The organism is Neorhizobium sp. PAMB6716, from assembly GCF_058242805.1.
Genome location: NZ_CM177835.1, coordinates 550,715 through 569,436 on the forward strand (window position 1 = coordinate 550,715; position 18,722 = coordinate 569,436).

An 18,722-nucleotide genomic window follows, 5' to 3' on the forward strand; every position below is an offset into this window, starting at 1 on the left:
CCCATGAACCAGATCGTCAGCGAAACCCGCCCGCAATCGCTTCTTTATCTCGATGGCGTTTCCGTCTCCTTTGATGGTTTCAAGGCGCTGAATTCCCTGTCCTTCGTGGTGGAGCCGGGCGAATTGCGCGCCATCATCGGCCCGAATGGTGCGGGCAAGACAACGATGATGGACATCATCACCGGCAAGACAAGGCCCGACAGTGGCCGGGTTTTGTTCGAAGACACGATCGACCTCACCCGCAAGGACGAGGCCGACATTGCCCAGCTCGGCATCGGCCGCAAGTTCCAGAAGCCGACGGTGTTTGAAAGCCACACCGTCTGGGACAATCTGGAACTGGCGCTGAACCGCAAGCGCGGCGTCTTCGCCACGCTGTTCTATCGCCTGACGCCGGAGGACAAGGCGCGCATCGAGGAGATCATGACGACGATCCGCCTGACGCACCGCCGCGATGAACTGGCCGCCAATCTGAGCCACGGCCAGAAGCAGTGGCTGGAAATCGGCATGCTTCTGGCGCAGGAGCCGAAGTTGCTGCTGGTGGATGAACCCGTCGCCGGCATGACCGACGCCGAAACCGCCGAAACCGCCATCCTGCTGCGCGAAATCGCTAAGACCCGCTCGGTCGTGGTGGTGGAGCACGACATGGGTTTTATCCGCGATCTCGGGGTGAAGGTGACATGTCTGGCGGAAGGATCGGTGCTGGCTGAGGGGTCGATCGATTTTGTGTCGAGCGATCCGAAGGTCATTGAGAATTATCTGGGGCGGTGAGGTTATGCAAACCTGCGCATCCCCAAAAATCCCCTCCCCACCCTCCCCACAAGGGGGAGGGCTTAACCTAGCTCGACCTTTCTCCCGTATGGCAAGGCGGTGCCGCGAGTTTTCTCCCCCCGTGTGGGGGAGATGGCCGGCAGGCCAGAGGGGGTTTTATCCTGTACTGAATTCACGGAGGCCCCCATGCTGACAGTCGACAACATCAACCTGCATTACGGCGCCGCCCAGGCTCTACGGGGCGTTTCCATCACCGCGCCGATGGGCAAGATCACCTGTGTGCTCGGGCGAAACGGCGTTGGAAAAAGTTCGCTGCTGCGCGCCATCACCGGTCAGCAGTCCGTCAGCGCCGGTTCGATTGCATTCAACGGCGCTGCCCTCAACGGCCTTGCGCCTTATGCCCGCGCCAAGCATGGCATCGGATATGTGCCGCAGGGGCGGGAAATCTTTCCGCTGCTGACGGTGAAGGAGAACCTCGAAACCGGGTTTGCACCGCTTGGCCGCAAGGAAAAGTTCATCCCGGATGATATTTTCGCGCTGTTTCCGGTGCTGAATTCCATGCTGTCGCGCCGTGGCGGCGATTTGTCAGGGGGCCAGCAGCAGCAGCTGGCGATTGGCCGCGCCATGGTCACACGGCCAAAAATTCTGGTGCTGGATGAACCGACGGAGGGCATCCAGCCGTCGATCATCAAGGATATCGGCCGCGCCATCCGTTACCTGCGCGACAGCACGGGCATGGCTATCCTTCTTGTGGAACAGTATCTCGACTTCTGCCGGGAGCTTGCAGACCATGTCTACATCATGGATCGTGGCGAAATCGTGCATGAAGGGGCGGCAGAAACGCTGGATACGGCAGAAGCAAGGCGCCACCTGACCGTGTGATGCTATTTTATCGCATAGCTGCTCTTCCACTCCTGGGGAGTTTCCGAGTGATTTCTAATATGTTAACCAGAGCGCAGTTTAATCCAATACACACTCCGTTTTCACGCACTCCCGTTTGACGAGGCGCTTGATGGCATCTGGACTTCGCTCCGGCATCTTCCTTTCCCGTGCTCTTGGCGGCCTTGCGGCTGCAGGGGCATTTTTCATGGCCGCAACGGCTGCCAGTGCCGGTTGCGGCGTGGCGGTGGATGCGGGATATCACGACATCAGCCTCACCGTTGGGGGTGTTGAGCGTCATGCCGTGTCCTACGTGCCCTCAGCCTATAACGGCACGGAAAAGCTCGCCGTCGTGTTCGATTTCCATGGCAGCAACAGCTATCCGCGGGCCCAGATGCGCCGCAGTTCCTGGGACAAGGTGGCCGAGCGCGAAGGTTTTATCGTGCTTGCCCCGCAGGGCAGCCTGGATGGCAAGCCGCCCGGCACCCATGCCTGGAACGTTCCGGGTGTGACCAGCCAAGCCGGCGGGCTGGATGAGATCGCCTATATCAAATCCGCCATCGAGACGGTGAAGCAGGATTACTGCGTTGACCCCACCCGCATCTATGCCTCGGGTTATTCCGGCGGCGGGCGTATGCTGTCGGCCTATATCTGCTCCGGCGCCGATGATTTTGCGGCCGCCGGTTTTGTGAATTCCCTGCGTGTGGGCTTGCCGGTCGAACGTCGCGATGGCAAGTGGGGCCCTGATCCGGCCAGCTGCAAGCCTTCGCGTCCCGTCTCCATCATGGCCTTTGCCGGCGTGAAGGATGAGGCAAACCCCTATGCCGGCGGCGGAAAGCCCTATTGGCAATATGGTTTCAAGACCGCGCTGCAGCGCTGGGCGGAACTGGATGGCTGCAAGGGCAACGGCACTTCCGCCAGCATCGATGGCGTCACGTTCAGCCTGTTTGACACCTGCATGAGCGGTGCCCGCATCGCCACTTACGAATTTGCCGAGGGCAGCCACGACTGGCCGCGACCCAGCGCCAAGGCCAATGTGATTGCAGCGGCGACTGAGAGCCAGGCGGGTGTCGTCAAGGTTTCTGCGGGCAAGAAGCAAAGCTTCGATCCCAATGTTGATCCGGCGTCGCGGATGTGGGACTTCTTTGCCAAGGCCAATATGACCAATGTTGTCGCAACCGCCGCCCAGCCGATCGGCAAGGCAAAGGCTGTTGCGGTCTGCGCCGGCGTTGCGGCTTCCGTTTCGGGCAATGCCGAGGGAATGTCGGCCGAGGGAATGACGTGCAGCAACAGCCAGCCAACAGACCAGCGCCGCAGCGGGCTCGGGGCGAAGGGCGCCTTGTAACAAAACGGCTGGCAGGTCGCTCGCGGCTTGCCGAGCTTTATCAGGACGGCTGTGCGAAAATTCGCCTGCCGGAAAGTTTTACCCCCGCGCTGGAGGCTGTCCTCATCAACAGCTCCGGCGGCCTGACCGGCGGCGACCGCCTGTCGTGGTCCTTGCGCGCCGGCCCCGGCACCGATGTGACGGTGACCACCCAGGCCAATGAAAAGATCTACAAGGCCGCCGCCGATACCGCCCTTCTGTCAAGCCGCATCGAGGCGGGCGAGGGCGCCCGCGTCGCCTGGCTGCCGCAGGAAAGCATTCTCTTCGACCGCGCTTCCCTGACGCGTGAACTGGAGGTGGATCTTGCCCATGACGCGGAATTTCTGGCCGTCGAAGCCATCATTCTCGGGCGCACCGCCATGGGCGAAAGCGCCGATAACGGCCTGTTTCGCGATCGCTGGCGCATTCGCCGCGAGGGGCGCCTGATCCATGCCGAGGATGTGCGGCTGTCGGGAGAAATCAAGGCTCTCGGGCAAAGACCGGCGGTGCTCTCCGGCCGTGTCGCTTTTGCCACGGTGTTTTATTCCGGCCCACAGGCCGAGGCATTTTTACCGCGCCTGCGCGATAGTCTGGACGCCGGATATTCCGGCGCAAGCCATTGGCAGGACAAGCTTGTGGTGCGTATTGCCGCCGCTGATGGCTTTGCCTTGAGAAAAATTCTGGTTCCTGTCATTTCGCTCTTGCGAAACGGCGCGCCAGTGCCGAAAGTCTGGAACATCTGAGCATAAAAATCGGGGAACCCATGAACCTCAGCCCAAGAGAAAAAGACAAGCTCCTGATTTCGATGGCGGCAATGGTTGCCCGCCGCCGGCTGGAGCGCGGCGTGAAGCTGAACCATCCCGAAGCGATCGCGCTCATTACCGATTTCGTCGTGGAAGGCGCGCGCGACGGCCGCGCCGTGGCAGACCTGATGGAAGCCGGCGCCCACGTCATCACCCGTGACCAGGTGATGGAGGGGATTGCCGAGATGATCCACGATATCCAGGTGGAAGCAACCTTTCCCGATGGCACCAAGCTGGTGACCGTCCACGAACCGATCCGGTAGCCCCATGCTGGAACTTCGCCCCAATTGCGAATGCTGCGACCGGGATCTGGCACCTGACAGCCGGGACGCCATGATGTGCAGCTTCGAATGCACCTATTGCGCCGATTGCGCCACGAACACGCTGTCCGGCATCTGCCCCAATTGCGGCGGGGAACTGGTGCGCCGGCCGGTGCGGCCGGCGGGAAAGCTCATCAACAATCCAGCTTCCACGAAACGCGTGCTGAAGGCTGAAGGCTGCCAGCCGGTCAAAGCGGCGTAAACGTCGGCCTTATGAGAGGGACACCATCATGATACCCGGAGAAATCATTGCCGCAGAGGGCGATATCATCCTCAATGCCGGCCAGCCGACGGTGACGATCGAAGTGTCGAACACCGGCGACCGGCCGGTGCAGGTGGGAAGCCATTACCACTTTTTCGAAACCAATGCCGGGCTCTCCTTCGAGCGTGACACGGCGCGCGGCATGCGGCTGGATATCCCGGCCGGCACGGCGGTGCGTTTCGAACCGGGCCAGACGCGCGAGGTGACGCTGATCCCGCTGTCTGGCAAGCGCGAGGTCTATGGTTTTCGCCAGCAGGTCATGGGCAAGCTGTGATGCCCGCCGTGCCCCGCCTTCTCCTGTCGTGCTGGCTTGGCCTTGGCGGCGCCCTTCTTGCGGGTGCCGTAATGGCCGAGGACGCGCCGAAGGTGGATTGCGACAAGGCCGAGACGCAGGCGGATATGAACATCTGCGCGGGGCGTGATTTCACTGCTGCCGATGCCGATCTCAATGCCCAGTGGAAGATCACCCGCCAAGTCATGATCGATTGGGACAAGCAATTGTCTGCCGATCAGCGCGGCGCCGAAAAGGCACTGCTGAAAGGCCAGCGCGCCTGGATCGATTATCGCGACGGGCAGTGCGAATCGGAAGGTTTTTCTGCCCGCGGCGGCACGCTGGAACCGATGCTGGTCCTGTCGTGCAAGGCGGAACTGACCAAGGTCCGCACCGAAGAACTGAAAACACTCGCCGAAACAATCGGCCAACAATAACGCGGCGGACCGGCGCGAGGGGCGCCGCCTGCCAGCAGACACGTTCTGGAGCCAGAAAACCCATGCCTTACAAGATGTCCCGCGCCGCCTATGCCTCAATGTTCGGCCCGACCATCGGCGACAAGGTGCGCCTTGCCGATACCGAATTGTTCATCGAGGTGGAGAAGGATTTCACCACCTATGGCGAGGAGGTAAAATTCGGCGGCGGCAAGGTGATCCGTGACGGCATGGGCCAGAGCCAGGTGACGCGCGCCGATGGCGCCGTCGATACCGTCATCACCAATGCGGTGATCATCGACCATTCCGGCATCATCAAGGCCGATATCGGCCTGAAAGACGGGCGGATCGTCGCCATCGGCAAGGCGGGCAACCCGGATACGCAGCCGGGCGTCAACATCATCGTCGGGCCCGGCACGGAAGCGATTGCAGCCGAAGGCAAGATCATCACCGCCGGCGGCATGGATGCGCATATCCACTTCATCTGCCCGCAGCAGATCGAGGAGGCGCTGATGTCGGGCCTCACCTGCATGCTGGGCGGCGGCACCGGCCCGGCCCACGGCACGCTTGCCACCACCTGCACGCCGGGACCCTGGCATCTCGCCCGCATGATCGAGGCCGCCGATGCGTTTCCGATGAACCTCGCCTTTGCCGGCAAGGGCAATGCCTCGCTTCCCGGCGCGCTCGAAGAAATGGTGCTCGGCGGCGCCACCTCGCTCAAACTGCACGAGGACTGGGGAACGACCCCCGGCGCCATCGATTGCTGCCTGTCGGTTGCCGATGCATACGACGTGCAGGTGATGATCCACACGGATACGCTGAACGAAAGTGGCTTCGTGGAAGACACGATCGGCGCCATCAAGGGCCGCACCATCCACGCCTTCCACACCGAAGGTGCCGGCGGCGGCCACGCACCCGATATTATCAAGATCTGCGGCCAGATGAACGTCATCCCGTCGTCGACAAACCCGACGCGGCCGTACACGATCAACACGCTGGCTGAACATCTGGACATGCTGATGGTCTGCCATCACCTGTCGCCGTCGATCCCTGAGGACATTGCGTTCGCTGAAAGCCGCATCCGCAAGGAAACCATTGCGGCCGAAGACATTTTGCATGACATCGGTGCTTTTTCGATCATTTCGTCCGACAGCCAGGCCATGGGCCGCGTCGGCGAAGTCGCCATCCGCACCTGGCAGACCGCCGACAAGATGAAGCGCCAGCGCGGCCGTCTGGCGCAGGAGACCGGCGAAAACGACAATTTCCGCGTCAAGCGTTACATCGCCAAATACACCATCAACCCCGCCATCGCCCACGGCCTCAGCCACGAGATCGGCTCGGTGGAAGTGGGCAAGCGCGCCGACCTCGTGATGTGGAGCCCGGCCTTCTTTGGCGTGAAGCCGGACATGGTTCTGCTCGGCGGCATGATTGCGGCAGCCCCGATGGGCGATCCCAATGCCTCCATCCCGACGCCGCAGCCGGTGCATTACCGCCCGATGTTCGGCGCCTTCGGCAAGGCCCGCACCAATTCCTCCGTCACTTTCGTGTCCCAGGCCTCGCTCGATGCCGGTCTCGCAAACCGTCTCGGTGTTGCAAAACAACTGGTGGCGGTCAAAAACACCCGCGGCGGCATTTCCAAGAAGTCGATGATCCACAACGACCTGACGCCGCATATCGAGGTGGACCCAGAAACCTACGAAGTGCGCGCCGATGGCGAGCTTTTGACTTGTGAGCCGGCGACGGTTCTGCCGATGGCGCAGCGGTACTTCTTGTTCTGAGCGAGGACGAAATGCCCAGGCAAATCCGCAGGATGCAGATGGGCGATATCGATGAATGGGCCCGCATGCGTGCGTGCCTGTGGAGCAGCCTGGATTTCAACGGCCACAAGGCCGATGTGATGGACCAGCTTGGCAAGGACCATCACCGGGCCTATCTCGCGCTTGCAGACGATGGGCGCGCGCAAGGGTTTGCCGAAATGTCCATCCGCGAATACGCCAATGGCTGCACCGCCACGCCGGTGCCTTTTCTCGAGGGCATATGGGTTGAGCCGGAGGCGCGCCGGTCTGGGGTTGGCGGCGCGCTTCTGTCGCATATCTCTGCGGTGCTTCGGGAAGAGGGTTATGCGGAGCTTTGCTCCGACGCGGAAATCGACAATATCACGTCCCATCAGGCCCATGCCGCCTGGGGTTTTGCGGAAACAAAGCGGGTGGTCTACTTTCGAAAACCGCTCTGATTGCGAGGACCAGCATTTGGTGTAGACTGATGCTCCGACGTGTCAGGGTGATGCCATGGCTGACGATATCAACAATTTTGTCCATGATCATCTGCGTGCTGTCTCTGCTGACATGCGCGACATGCATGAAATCCTTCGCGAGCAGGGCAGTCGTTTGACGCGCATCGAGGTGGGGCTTGCGGGTCTTCGACGGGACCAGGGAGCAGATGCAGAAGGCGTGGCAGAGATGGGCCTGAGGCTGGTCCGGCTGGCCGACAAGGTGCAACGGATCGAACACCGGCTTGATCTTGCCGATTGATCTTGTGTTCATGCCGGGCACTGTGGTGTGCCGAAACAGCCGGACAGGACGAGTGGCATGACCAGGTTCGTCCGCGCGCTTTTGATCATTCCGCTTGTTGTTTTGCTGCTGCTGATCCTCGGCACGCTCGTCCCACGGCCGCTCTCCTCTTCCTCCGTTGGCGATGGCAATCCGCCAATCCGCGAAATCCTCCTTCTGCACAATCCCATTCACACCGATATCGCGTTGCGGCTGGATGATGATCTGCGCGCTGAGTTTGCAGAGCTTGCCAATGAAGGCTTTGCCATCGGCCGGTCGGATGCGGTTTATCTGGTGCTCGGCTGGGGTGGACGGTCATTTTATATCGAGACGCCGACCTGGGGTGACCTGAAGCCGATGCCGGTGTTTCGGGCACTCACGGTGGATCGCTCTGTGATGCATGTGGATCTGACCGGAGATATTCCCCGCGACCTGCCGCAGGTGCGCAGCCTTTTGTTGTCAGAGGCCGGTTACCGGCAGATGGTGCAGGCGATCAAGGTGAGTTTTGCGGGCGAGCAGGGCAGGGTGAAGTCCGTTCCCGGCGCCTCCTATGGCGACAACGACATGTTCTTCGAAGCCAACGGCCGCTTCAATGCACTTGTCGGCTGCAACACCTGGACGGCGGCCATGCTGCGCGCCGGCGGGTTGCGCACCGGTATCTGGACGCCCCTCCCGCAATTGCTGGATTGGTCGCTCGACATTCATGGTTCAGTATCCAGCCAGCCATGAGCTTGGCGCATAGCGGCCATGCCCGGCTGTTGAAATCGGCCTTCCATGCTGCGCTGCACGCAAAAATCCGTTACCCTGTCGCCTTTAGTTTTGCCCCCAGTGTGTATCGCACAAGCCGGGGCACCATGACTTAGACAGGAGACGAATTATGTTGATTGGCCGCAAGGTACCCGATGTTACCTTCCGCACGCGCGTGCGCGACGAAGCGATCGGTGGCCCCAACCCCTTCCGCTGGCAGGACAAGACGTCGGGCGATTATTTTGCTGGAAAACGCGTCGTGCTGTTTTCGCTGCCGGGCGCTTTCACGCCGACCTGCTCGACCTTCCAGCTGCCCGATTTTGAAAAGCTGCATGGCGAATTCCAGTCGGAAGGCATCGATGCCATCTATTGCATTTCGGTGAACGACGCCTTCGTGATGAATGCCTGGGGCAAGACGCAGGCCCTTGAAAACGTGCAGCTTATCCCCGACGGTTCCGGCGAATTCACCCGCAAGATGGGCATGCTGGTTGCCAAGGACAATCTCGGTTTCGGCATGCGCTCCTGGCGTTACGCTGCCATCATCAACGATGGCGTTGTCGAGCAGTGGTTCGAGGAAGACGGCTTTTCCGACAATTGCGACAGCGACCCCTACGGCGTTTCCTCGCCGCAGAACATTTTGGAAAACCTTCGCCGCAAGATCGCGGCCTGAGGTTTTTTGGGGGGGGCGGCTAAGGCCTGTGCCAGCCGCCCCCTCATCCGGCTGCCGCCACCTTCTCCCCGTGGGGGAGAAGGGATATGCCGTGACGATTGCCGTCAACCTTGATCCGGGTGAGACAGCAAAGATTTTCCCCTTCTCCCCAGCGGGGAGAGCGACTGTCTTTGCAGTCAAGCGTTTTGCCATGGTTTTTGGTCCCGGATGATGGCGTTGAGCATGGTGAGGAGTTTGCGCATTGTTGCGACGATGGCGACGATCTTGGGTTTGCCGGCTGCGACGAGACGGTCACGAAAGGCTTTGAGCACGGGGTTGTGCCGGCTGGCGACGAGGGCTGCCATGAACAGCACGGCCCGCACTTTGCCCCTGCCGCCGCCAATGAAGCTCTTGCCTTTCCACGTGCCCGATTGTCGGGTAAAGGGTGCCAGACCCGCCAGCGATGCGATCTGACGTCGATCGAGACTGCCCAGTTCCGGCATCTCGGCGAGCAGCGTGCGAGCGGTGGCGGCCCCCACCCCCGGCACCGATGTCAGCAGCTGCTCGCGCACCCGCCACAGCGGCGACCTGCGGATATGTTCATCGAGATCGGCGTCGAGACTTTCCAGCTCGCGCTTGAGGGCTTTCAGCAACCGCGTAATGCTCTTCTGGGCCTCTTTCGCCAGAACCATGCGCGCCCGGTTTTCCTCGGCCACGATCATCTGGACGATCTGCCGCCTGCGGGCCACAAGTGCCGACAAAGCCTGGGTTTCCAAGTCTTTGAGCGGTCTCAGCTCTGGCTGGGTCGCAATCACGAAAGCGGCAATCACTGCCGCATCGATCGGATCTGTCTTGGCGCGACGGCCGATCGCATTGGCATAAGAACGCACCTGCGCCGGATTGACCACGAGGACGGCAAAGCCCGCCGAAGACAGCGCCGCCACCGCCAGCATCTCAAACCCGCCGGTTGCTTCCATGGCAACGGCATCGGCTTTGATCGATTGCAGTCGCGAGACCAGATCTTCGACGCCCGCATGCGTATTTTCCACCGCAAACGTCACACCGGATGGCGCCACGGCGATATCCAGACGATCCTTCGAAACATCGATCCCAACAACGATATCCATCTTTTCCCATCCTTGCCTAAACGGACTTTGCCTGCGCAAGCGGTCCTGGCGACTGTTCGGGTTCGATGGAACGGCGGACGGAGACCCTTGCTCTCCCACGGGCTTGGTGTCCCAAAGGTTTGTCGGTCTCCCATCCGCCACCGCATCGGGCAGTACACACCCAAATGCGGCTATTGGGAAGTTACAAGGGTGCCGGCAGGCGGATGAGGGGGCCACTTGCGCGACCTCAGCCTCAAAATCCATTCCATGTAAAATCCCGCTTGTCACGAGCACCAGCCTTGGCAATGATGCCGGCCACCATCACAGGAAGATTTTCATGCAGCATGTCCATTCCTATCGCCCGGCCGGCGAGATTTCCGATCCGCCCGTCGATACCGTCACCCTCCCGCACGATCTGCGCCACCTGCGCCGCAAGCTTCTGCATCTGTCGAACGGCGATATGGTGATGCTCGATCTCAAGGATGCCGTGCTGTTTCACGATGGCGACCGGCTGGTGCTGGATAATGGTGACACGGTGGAAGTGAAGTCGGCGGCTGAAAAGCTGTTCGAGATACGCGCCAAAAACCGGCTGCACCTCATCGAACTCGCCTGGCATCTCGGCAACCGGCATCTGGCGGCGCAGATCGAGGAAGACCGCATTCTGATCCTGCGTGATCACGTCATCCGCTCCATGCTGCAGGGGCTCGGCGCCACGGTGCTGGATGTGGAAGAAGCTTTTCAGCCGGCCCGCGGCGCTTATCACGCGCATGGAAGCCATGATCATCATGACCATGGTGCGCACGACCATGGGTCTCACGATCATCACGGCCACGATCACAGCCATGACTAACCGCTGATGCAGGCGCCACTGGAAACGCAGGCGCTGCTGCGGCTGATGGCATGGCTGTCTCCGGCCTTTCCCGTCGGCGGTTTTGCCTATTCCGGCGGGCTGGAACGGGCGGCTCACGATGGGCTGGTGCTGGATGCGAAAGGCCTGCACCTCTGGCTCGAAACGCTTCTGTGCCACGGCACCTGGTGGAACGATGCGGTGCTGTTTTCAGCAAGCCACCGCGCCTTTGAGGAGGCCGATCCGGCGGCGCCTGCGCTTTCGGAACTGTCCGAACTAGGGCTGGCGCTTGCCGGTTCTGCGGAACGGCATCTGGAAACACTGTCGCTCGGCCGTGCCTTCCTCGCCGCCGCCACTGCCTGGCCGCATCCGGTGTTTGAAACGCTACCGCGGGATTGTCCTTATCCGGTGGCCGTCGGCGCTGTCTCGGCAGCCCACGGGATCGCTTGCGTGCCGGCACTTGCCGCCTTTCTCCATGCGGGCCTCTCGCAAGGCGTGTCGGCCGGCATTCGCCTTGGCGTCACCGGCCAGCACCAGGGCGTTGCCATCCTTGCGGCCCTTGAAGGTGAAATGTCAGGCATTGCCGAAAAGGCGGAAAAAACCACGCTCGATGATCTCGGCACGGCCACCGTGCAGGCCGATATCGCCTCGCTCCGGCATGAGACGCAGGCCTCTCGGCTCTTCCGCTCGTGATGCGAACTTGGCTTGCGCCAGGGGCACCGCGCGTTATTCTGGCTTTTGAAATTGAAGGGAACGACATCAGATGAAATCGGCGAATGGACCCTTGCGGGTTGGCATCGGCGGGCCGGTCGGCTCGGGCAAGACGGCGCTCACGGAAAAGCTCTGCAAGGCGATGCGCGACAAATATTCGGTCGCCGTCGTCACCAACGATATCTACACCAAGGAAGATGCCGAAGCGCTGGTGCGCATGCAGGCGCTCTCCTCGGATCGCATCGTCGGCGTCGAAACCGGCGGCTGCCCGCACACGGCCATTCGCGAGGATGCCACGATCAACTTGCAGGCCATTGCAGGGCTCAACGAAAAATTTCCGGATCTCGACCTGATCTTCATCGAATCCGGCGGCGATAATCTGGCCGCGACCTTCTCGCCGGATCTGGCCGATATCACCATCTACGTGATTTCCACCTGCCAGGGCGAGGAAATCCCCCGCAAGGGCGGGCCGGGCATTACCCGCTCGGATATGCTGGTCATCAACAAGAAGGATCTGGCGCCGTATGTCGGCGCCGATCTCGACGTGATGGACCGCGACGCCAGCAAACAGCGCGCCGGCATGCCCTTTGTCTTTACCGATCTGAAGCGCGGCGAGGGCGTCGATCACCTCGTGCGGTTTCTGGAAACCCATGGCGGATTGCAACATGCCTGAGATGAGGCGTTTCGGTTCCTACGCGGTGACGGCACTGATCGACGGCGTATACAAGGCGCCGATCGAGCACCTTGCCCATGCCAGCAGCGACGCGGCGCGCGATGCGGCAGTTGCCTCCTGGGGCGCGCCGACGGTGGATATGGACGTCAACCTGTTTCTACTCAGGGGGCCAGACGGTGTCACCTTGGTCGATGCGGGCACGGGTCCGTTCTGGGGACCGCAACTCGGCCTTGGCCGGGCAGAGCTGGCGGCGGCGGGCGTTGAGCCGCAGGATGTGGTCCGCGTGCTTGTCACGCATCTGCACGGCGACCATGTGCTGGGGCTGTTTGACGATGTCGGGCCCTATTTTCCGAACGCGGACATCTACGCGCCGAAACCCGACCTCGACTTCTTCGGCAATGCTGCCCTGAAGGAAACGGTGCCCGCCTATCGGCGTGGCGGCTTCGATATCGCTCCGCGCCTGCTGGAAAGTTATGGCGGGCGGGTGAGGCCGTTGGAAGAAGGCCCCGTTTTGCCGGAGATCGAGGCCATCGCCATGCCGGGCCACACGCCCGGCCAATTCGGTTATCTCATCGGCACGGAGGGCGAGCAGCTTCTGCTTTGGGGTGATCTGGTGCACGCGCCAGCCCTGCAGCTCAACGATCCCGACTTCTGCTTCATCTATGATGCCGATGCAGCCATGGGTGCCGCGAGCCGCCGGTCGATTTTCTCGCGTGCCAGCCGGGAGCATTGGGTGGCATCCGGCGGGCACGTTTCCGGCTTCGTGCGTGTTGAAAAGTCCGGTGACGTCTGGCGGTTTACGCCTGCCTGACCGACCCCGGCCGCCCTATGTCCGTCGGCCGGGAAACCTCACACATCCTTCAAAGCCGAGACATCGCCGATCTGGATCACGCGTCCGCGCACGGTCACCCCGATGCGGCGCAGCGATGAGAAGGCGCGGGACAGCGCTTCCGGCGCAAGACCCAACATGCCGGCCAGAAGATTTTTCTGGAAGGGCAGGCGGATGGAGGCAGCGCCGGTGGCCGCCCCGCAGCGGTTGATCAGGTAATCGGCAACCCGCTGCGGCGCCGTGTGCAGGCGGTCGTTTACCACGCAGTCCATGGTGGAGAGAAGGTGGGTCGAGAGTGCTGTCATGATGGCCTTGGCGACCTGTGTATCCTGCACGGCGAGTTCGCGCACGTCCTGTATGTCGAAACGGGCAAGGCTGACGTTTTCCGCCGCCTGGGCGCTAAACCGGTATTTTTCGCCGCCGAAGATCAGGCATTCGGCAAACACGTCGCCGGGGGCGCAGATGCGGATATCGGCCTGGCGTCCATCGCGGCTGACGCGGTAAAGCCTGACATAACCTGAGAGCACGCAGTAAAAGGCCAGTGCCGGTTCGCCCTCGCGAAACACATTGGCCCGGGCGGCCATGCTGTAAACATGCGCCGAATCCAGCAGCCTTGCCAGCGCCGCGCCTGAGAGCGCGCTGAGGAAAGGCGTCTTCGTCAGAAGACCACGTTCACGGATATTGGCTTTGTGGCTCTTGTCCAACATGTCATGCCCCCTTCGCATGTCCGGTACGGTTTTGCGTGCATCCGGGGGATTTTCTAGCATTGCGTGGAAAAGCCCGATTTGACATCGATCAAACCGGGCTTTGTTTCAGGCACTGTTTCAACGGGCAGGGCGGCTTTGCCGCCAAAGCCCATGCTTTATTCGGCCGCAAGCGGCGGCAGGCGCAGCACGTTGTTGGCAGCCGGCGTGTCCGTCCGGCCGGGACCTGCGTCCTTGCGCTGTTCGCCGGCAAGGCGGTTTTCGAGGGCCGCAAGGCGCGCCGCGTTGCGACGGCTGGCCTCGCTCAGTTCCTCGGCGGAAAGAACCGCCTCCTCTTTTTCCTTCTTGCCGACGAAGCGGCCGAAGATGCGGCCGAGCAGGCGTGAAAGGTCATCCATGATGAGGAAGAAGGCCGGCACCACGAGAAGGCTCAAGACCGTGGAGACGATGATGCCGCCGATCACGGCAATTGCCATGGGCGAGCGGAAGGAGCCGCCTTCGCCCACACCAAGTGCTGAAGGCAGCATGCCCGCCGACATGGCAATCGAGGTCATGATGATCGGGCGCGCCCGTTTGCGGCCGGCTTCCACCATGGCATCGACACGCTGCATGCCGTGCCGTTTCATTTCGATGGCAAAATCGACGAGCAGGATGGCGTTTTTCGTCACAATGCCCATCAGCATCAGGATGCCGATCAGCACCGGCATGGAGAGCGCATTGTTGGTGACGATCAAGCCCACCGCCACGCCGCCGATGGCAAGCGGCAGCGAGAAGAGAATGGTGAAGGGCTGGATCACGTCCTTGAACAGCAGGATGAGCACCACGAGCACCAGAAGCAGGCCCAGCAGCATGGCATTGGCAAAACCCTGCACCATTTCGCCCTGCACCTTGGCATCGCCGCTTTCAGCGAGCCGCACCGTTGCCGGCAGGTTGGTTTCCTCAACGATGCGCTTGAACTCGGCTGTTGCCGTATCGAGCGCCGTGCCCTGCGGCACGTCGGAACCGATGGCAACGACGCGCTGGCGCGAATGGCGCTTGATGGAGCTTGGGCCTTCCGAATAATCGACATCCGCAACGCTCGACAGCGGAACGCTTGTGCCGTTTGCCGTTGCAATGCGCAGCGCGCGGATGGCCTGCAGGTCGCGCCGGAGATCAAGCGAGGCCTGCACCCGGATGGGGATCAGCCGATCATCCAGCGAGATCTTTGGCAGCGCCGAATCGATATCGCCGATGGTGGCGACCCGCACGGTCTCTGAAATCTGTTGCGGGGTGATGCCGAGGCGTGCGGCTTCATCCTTGCGCGGACGGATCTGCAGTTCGGGGCGCGGCAGTGCGCCTTCGGAGGAGACATTGGCAAGGATGGGCGAGGCGCGCAGACGGCTTTCCAGCTTGTCGACGGCCGCGTTCAGGTCCTCGTTGTTGCTGGCGAGGAAGTTGAAGGACAGTTCCCGTTCGCCGCGGTCGTTGAGCTTGGTGATGCGCACGTCCGGAATGCCGCGTACCTTGGCAAACAGCTCCTTCTCAATCTCCCATTGCGGCCGGGTTCGGCCATTTTCGGGCAGTTTCGGCAAATGTGTGCCGATGAACGGCAGCGAGCCCAGCCCCTTGTTGACCAGCGTCTTTACCAGCGAATGTTCGATGGTGCCGAGAATGACGCGCACGGTGGCGCGGCGCCGTTCCAGGTCACCCTTCGGCGAGGCGCCGCCGAGCACGAAGACGCTTTCAACGCCGTCGAGACCCTTGATCGTGTCGTAAATCACCGTTGATGTGGCAGAGGTTTCCTCCAGCGTTGCGTTCGGCGGCAGTTCCACCGAGAGCACGATGCGCGAGGAATCTTCCGGCGGAAGAAAGCTGCCAGGTACCTGCATCAAGAGCATGATGGAGCCGATGAGGAAGGCAATGGCGCCAACGAGCGTCGCATACCGCATGTACCAGCGACGCGTGGTGCCGGACACAAGCCGCGTATAGGCCTTCATCAGGCGGCCGTCATTGTCGTGATGGTCGTCCATCGCGTCTTCCGCCCGCATCAGGTAGGCGGCCATCAGCGGTGTTATGAGGCGCGCCACAAGCAGCGAGAAGAGGACGGAGAAGGCAACCGTCAGGCCGAACTGGATGAAATACTGGCCGGGAATGCCCGGCATGAACGACACGGGCACGAAGACGGCAATGATGGTGAAGCTTGTGGCAATCACCGCAAGGCCAATTTCGTCGGCCGCTTCCAGTGCTGCCCGATAAGGCGTCTTGCCCATCTTGATATGCCGGGCGATGTTTTCCACCTCAACGATGGCATCGTCAACGAGAATGCCGGTGGCCAGCGTCAGCGCGAGGAAGCTCACGAGGTTGAGCGAAAAGCCCATGAGGTCCATCACCCAGAAGGTGGGGATGGCTGAAAGCGGTAGCGCAACGGCTGAAATCAGCGTGGCGCGCCAATTGCGCAGAAAGAGCATGACGACGATGACGGCAAGGATCGCGCCCTCGATCAGCGTGTGGATGGCGGCTTCGTAATTGCCATAGGTGAAGTAGACGCTATCATCGACCATCTGGATCGAGACGTTCGGATGGTCCTTGCGGATGCCATCCAGCTGCTCCGCCACGGTTTCGGCCACCGAGACTTCGCTGGCGCCCTTGGCGCGGAACACGGCAAAAGTGACGGTCGGTTCGCCATTGAAGCGCGAAAACGACTTCGGCTCCTCATAGGTATCCTTGACGGTGCCGAGATCGGTGAGCTTGACGAAATTGCCGTTCGGCAGTGCAATCGTCGTGTTGGCAAGCTGCGTCACATCACGCGAATCGCCAAGCGTGCGGATGGTCTGCTCGTTTTCGCCCACCTGCCCACGGCCGGAACCGAGATCGACATTGGTGCCGCGCAGCTGCTGGTTCACCTGGGGTGCGGTGATGCCGAAGGCGTTCAGCTTGTTCTGGTCAAGCGCGATGTTGATCTCGCGGTCGGCGCCGCCGTACCGATCGATGCGGCCGATGCCGGGCTGGCCCTGCAGCGAGCGGGTGATCGTATCGTCCACGAACCAGGACAGCTCTTCCAGCGTCATGTTGGGCGAGGAAACGGCAAAGGTCTGGATCGCCTGTCCTTCCACGTCAACCTTGGTGACGATCGGCTCTTCGACAGAGGCCGGAAGATCACCCCGGATGCGGTCGATGGCGTCCTTGGTGTCCTGCACCGCTTCTTCCGTCGGCTTTTCGATGCGAAACAGCACGACGGTCTGCGACTGGCCATCGGTGACGGTGGAGGAGATTTCATCGACGCCGCTGATCGAGGCAACCGCGTCCTCGATCTCCTTCGTCACCTGCATTTCAAGCTCGGCCGGCGAGGCGCCGCTCTGCGTGACGGTGATGGAAACCACCGGCACATCGATATTCGGGAATCGCGTGATCGGCAGCTTGTTGAAGGCCTGAATGCCCATGAACATCAGGAGGGCGAAGGCAAGAAGCGGCGCGATGGGGTTTCGGATCGACCAGGCGGAAAAGTTCATCTTGTGCGCTCTCAGTTCGAAACGACGGGGGCGGCCCGCACCGGTGTGATGCGGTCGCCATCGCGCACAAAGGCGCCGGCCTTGGCCACCACCACATCACCGGCGGCAAGACCGCTCAGGATCTCAACATACCCGTCATGCTGGATGCCGGTTTCGATCTTGACCTGCTTCACCACATTGTTCTCCACCCGCCGGGCGATGGAGCCGTGGCGATCCGTTGTCACCGCCGATTGCGGCAGCGACAGCGCCGTGGTCTCGGTGACTATGATGTTGGCTGATCCGTACATGCCGGCTTTTGCGCCGCTGTTCTCGTCCAATGCGATATGCACCGCGCCAAGGCGGGTGACCGGATCGACGGTGGGCGACACGAGGCGCACGGTGCCCGACAGCGGCTGATCGGCGCCATTGATCATCACGCGTGCGGACAAACCCTGTTTGATGCGGCGGATATCGCCTTCGGCAACATCGGCCACAAGCTCGATATCGCCGTCGCGGATGAGCGTGAAGAGGGGAGAGCCGGAGCCCGCGGCAATCGCGCCGATCTTGGCGTTGCGCACCGACACCACGCCATCCACTGGCGCCTTGATGGCGGTGCGTTCCAGACGAAGGTCGATATCGTCGATCTGGGCATCGACCACCTTGATGTCGGCCCTGCCGACATTAACCGCCTGACGGGCCGCATTAAGGCGCGCTTCGGCAGCCGATGCCGTCGCTGTCAGCTGTTCAACCTGCGAGGCCGACACCGTGCCGTTGCGGCTCAGCGTCTGCGCCCGGTTGCGCTGGCGGACCGCATCATCCAGATTGGCTTCCGCCTCGATAACCTGCGCCTGGTACTGGGCAAGGGCTGCTTCTGCCTTGGCCTTGTTGGCCTGCTGCTGGCTCTTTTGCAGGAGAAGCGTGTCTTCGTTGAGCGTGGCGACCACATCGCCGGCCTTGACCCGGTCTCCCACATCGGCCCCGAGCGACTTGATCGAAAGCCCGTCCACCAGCGGCTGGACGTAAACCTCCTGCACAGCGCGGATCGTGCCGCTTGCAACGACGCTGTCGGTCAAGGGCCTGTCCACCGCTTCTGTCACCACGATTGCCGGAAGCGCCACCTGGCCAGCGGCAGGGGCCGGTGCAGAGACTGGTGATGGCGTTGCGCCCGGCGCGGCCGCCTGCTGCGCGCCTGCCGGAAAGGCAAGCACTGCTGCAAACAGGCCGGCGGCGGTTGTCAGTATGGCAGCGGGCATCTTCTGGGCAATCATGAGCTTTCCGACCTGTTCCTGCATGCGGGCGCTGCCTCCAGGGGAAAGCGCGCCGAAATTTCAGAGGATCTT

At 61.8% G+C, this 18,722-nt stretch carries 21 protein-coding genes; 17 read left to right on the forward strand and 4 right to left on the reverse strand.

Annotated features, from left to right (window positions below):
- Window positions 1-3 precede the first annotated feature (3 nt).
- The 13 genes from urtD to AC4CWH_RS02655 all read left to right on the forward strand — a co-directional run bounded on the left by urtD (window position 4) and on the right by AC4CWH_RS02655 (window position 9,066).
- The gene (gene urtD, locus AC4CWH_RS02595) at window positions 4-768 is read left to right on the forward strand and encodes an urea ABC transporter ATP-binding protein UrtD (protein WP_491284069.1); all 765 of its coding nucleotides are present in this window, start codon (window positions 4-6) and stop codon (window positions 766-768) included.
- A 186-nt stretch (window positions 769-954) separates the two neighbouring features.
- Window positions 955-1,650: an urea ABC transporter ATP-binding subunit UrtE gene (urtE, locus tag AC4CWH_RS02600; protein WP_491320252.1), complete on the forward strand. Its 696-nt coding sequence runs from the start codon at window positions 955-957 to the stop codon at window positions 1,648-1,650.
- Between the two features lie 130 nt (window positions 1,651-1,780).
- Window positions 1,781-2,992 (forward strand): CE1 family esterase, encoded by a 1,212-nt coding sequence (locus tag AC4CWH_RS02605; protein WP_491320253.1) that lies wholly within the window; start codon window positions 1,781-1,783, stop codon window positions 2,990-2,992.
- Window positions 2,929-3,753, forward strand: coding sequence for an urease accessory protein UreD (locus AC4CWH_RS02610; RefSeq protein WP_491320254.1), 825 nt, complete (start codon window positions 2,929-2,931; stop codon window positions 3,751-3,753). Before AC4CWH_RS02605 ends, AC4CWH_RS02610 begins: the two co-directional genes overlap by 64 nt.
- A 20-nt stretch (window positions 3,754-3,773) precedes the next feature.
- Window positions 3,774-4,076 (forward strand): urease subunit gamma, encoded by a 303-nt coding sequence (locus AC4CWH_RS02615; RefSeq protein WP_210104295.1) that lies wholly within the window; start codon window positions 3,774-3,776, stop codon window positions 4,074-4,076.
- A 4-nt stretch (window positions 4,077-4,080) separates the two neighbouring features.
- The gene (locus tag AC4CWH_RS02620; protein WP_491320255.1) at window positions 4,081-4,335 is read left to right on the forward strand and encodes a DUF1272 domain-containing protein; all 255 of its coding nucleotides are present in this window, start codon (window positions 4,081-4,083) and stop codon (window positions 4,333-4,335) included.
- Between the two features lie 28 nt (window positions 4,336-4,363).
- Complete coding sequence (locus AC4CWH_RS02625; protein WP_491320256.1) at window positions 4,364-4,669, forward strand: urease subunit beta; 306 nt, start codon at window positions 4,364-4,366, stop codon at window positions 4,667-4,669.
- Window positions 4,669-5,103 (forward strand): lysozyme inhibitor LprI family protein, encoded by a 435-nt coding sequence (locus AC4CWH_RS02630; RefSeq protein WP_491320257.1) that lies wholly within the window; start codon window positions 4,669-4,671, stop codon window positions 5,101-5,103. The genes AC4CWH_RS02625 and AC4CWH_RS02630 overlap by 1 nt, the downstream gene beginning before the upstream one ends.
- Before the next feature lie 62 nt (window positions 5,104-5,165).
- On the forward strand, window positions 5,166-6,878 hold the full coding sequence (ureC, locus tag AC4CWH_RS02635; RefSeq protein WP_491284076.1) for an urease subunit alpha: 1,713 nt from the start codon (window positions 5,166-5,168) through the stop codon (window positions 6,876-6,878).
- A 38-nt stretch (window positions 6,879-6,916) separates the two neighbouring features.
- Window positions 6,917-7,333 carry a GNAT family N-acetyltransferase gene (locus tag AC4CWH_RS02640; protein WP_491320258.1) on the forward strand — a complete coding sequence of 139 codons (417 nt, stop codon included), beginning with the start codon at window positions 6,917-6,919 and terminating at the stop codon, window positions 7,331-7,333.
- A 55-nt stretch (window positions 7,334-7,388) separates the two neighbouring features.
- Window positions 7,389-7,631: a hypothetical protein gene (locus AC4CWH_RS02645; protein ID WP_491320259.1), complete on the forward strand. Its 243-nt coding sequence runs from the start codon at window positions 7,389-7,391 to the stop codon at window positions 7,629-7,631.
- Window positions 7,632-7,688: 57 nt separating this feature from the next.
- The gene (locus tag AC4CWH_RS02650; RefSeq protein ID WP_491320260.1) at window positions 7,689-8,378 is read left to right on the forward strand and encodes a TIGR02117 family protein; all 690 of its coding nucleotides are present in this window, start codon (window positions 7,689-7,691) and stop codon (window positions 8,376-8,378) included.
- 148 nt (window positions 8,379-8,526) lie between these two features.
- Window positions 8,527-9,066 (forward strand): peroxiredoxin, encoded by a 540-nt coding sequence (locus tag AC4CWH_RS02655; protein WP_491320261.1) that lies wholly within the window; start codon window positions 8,527-8,529, stop codon window positions 9,064-9,066.
- 176 nt (window positions 9,067-9,242) lie between these two features.
- Here AC4CWH_RS02655 and AC4CWH_RS02660 read toward each other — a convergent pair whose 3' ends face one another.
- Window positions 9,243-10,172 (reverse strand): IS110 family RNA-guided transposase, encoded by a 930-nt coding sequence (locus AC4CWH_RS02660; protein ID WP_491318559.1) that lies wholly within the window; start codon window positions 10,170-10,172, stop codon window positions 9,243-9,245.
- A gap of 316 nt (window positions 10,173-10,488) precedes the next feature.
- On the opposite strand from AC4CWH_RS02660, the gene ureE reads away from it, so the two are divergent.
- From ureE to aidB, 4 genes are all read left to right on the forward strand, one after another.
- Window positions 10,489-11,001: an urease accessory protein UreE gene (ureE, locus tag AC4CWH_RS02665; RefSeq protein WP_491320262.1), complete on the forward strand. Its 513-nt coding sequence runs from the start codon at window positions 10,489-10,491 to the stop codon at window positions 10,999-11,001.
- Window positions 11,002-11,007: 6 nt separating this feature from the next.
- Window positions 11,008-11,691: an urease accessory protein UreF gene (locus tag AC4CWH_RS02670; protein ID WP_491320263.1), complete on the forward strand. Its 684-nt coding sequence runs from the start codon at window positions 11,008-11,010 to the stop codon at window positions 11,689-11,691.
- Between the two features lie 70 nt (window positions 11,692-11,761).
- Window positions 11,762-12,382 (forward strand): urease accessory protein UreG, encoded by a 621-nt coding sequence (gene ureG / locus AC4CWH_RS02675; RefSeq protein WP_491320264.1) that lies wholly within the window; start codon window positions 11,762-11,764, stop codon window positions 12,380-12,382.
- The gene (aidB, locus tag AC4CWH_RS02680; RefSeq protein ID WP_491320265.1) at window positions 12,375-13,193 is read left to right on the forward strand and encodes an AidB family quorum-quenching N-acyl homoserine lactonase; all 819 of its coding nucleotides are present in this window, start codon (window positions 12,375-12,377) and stop codon (window positions 13,191-13,193) included. Before ureG ends, aidB begins: the two co-directional genes overlap by 8 nt.
- Window positions 13,194-13,231: 38 nt before the next feature.
- Here aidB and AC4CWH_RS02685 read toward each other — a convergent pair whose 3' ends face one another.
- The 3 genes from AC4CWH_RS02685 to AC4CWH_RS02695 form a co-directional block, all read right to left on the reverse strand.
- A complete protein-coding gene (locus AC4CWH_RS02685; RefSeq protein WP_491320266.1) occupies window positions 13,232-13,918 on the reverse strand; it encodes a Crp/Fnr family transcriptional regulator in 687 nt (228 codons plus the stop codon).
- Between the two features lie 155 nt (window positions 13,919-14,073).
- Window positions 14,074-17,403 carry an efflux RND transporter permease subunit gene (locus AC4CWH_RS02690; protein ID WP_491320267.1) on the reverse strand — a complete coding sequence of 1,110 codons (3,330 nt, stop codon included), beginning with the start codon at window positions 17,401-17,403 and terminating at the stop codon, window positions 14,074-14,076.
- A gap of 11 nt (window positions 17,404-17,414) precedes the next feature.
- The gene (locus tag AC4CWH_RS02695; RefSeq protein WP_491321336.1) at window positions 17,415-18,635 is read right to left on the reverse strand and encodes an efflux RND transporter periplasmic adaptor subunit; all 1,221 of its coding nucleotides are present in this window, start codon (window positions 18,633-18,635) and stop codon (window positions 17,415-17,417) included.
- Window positions 18,636-18,722: the final 87 nt, after the last annotated feature.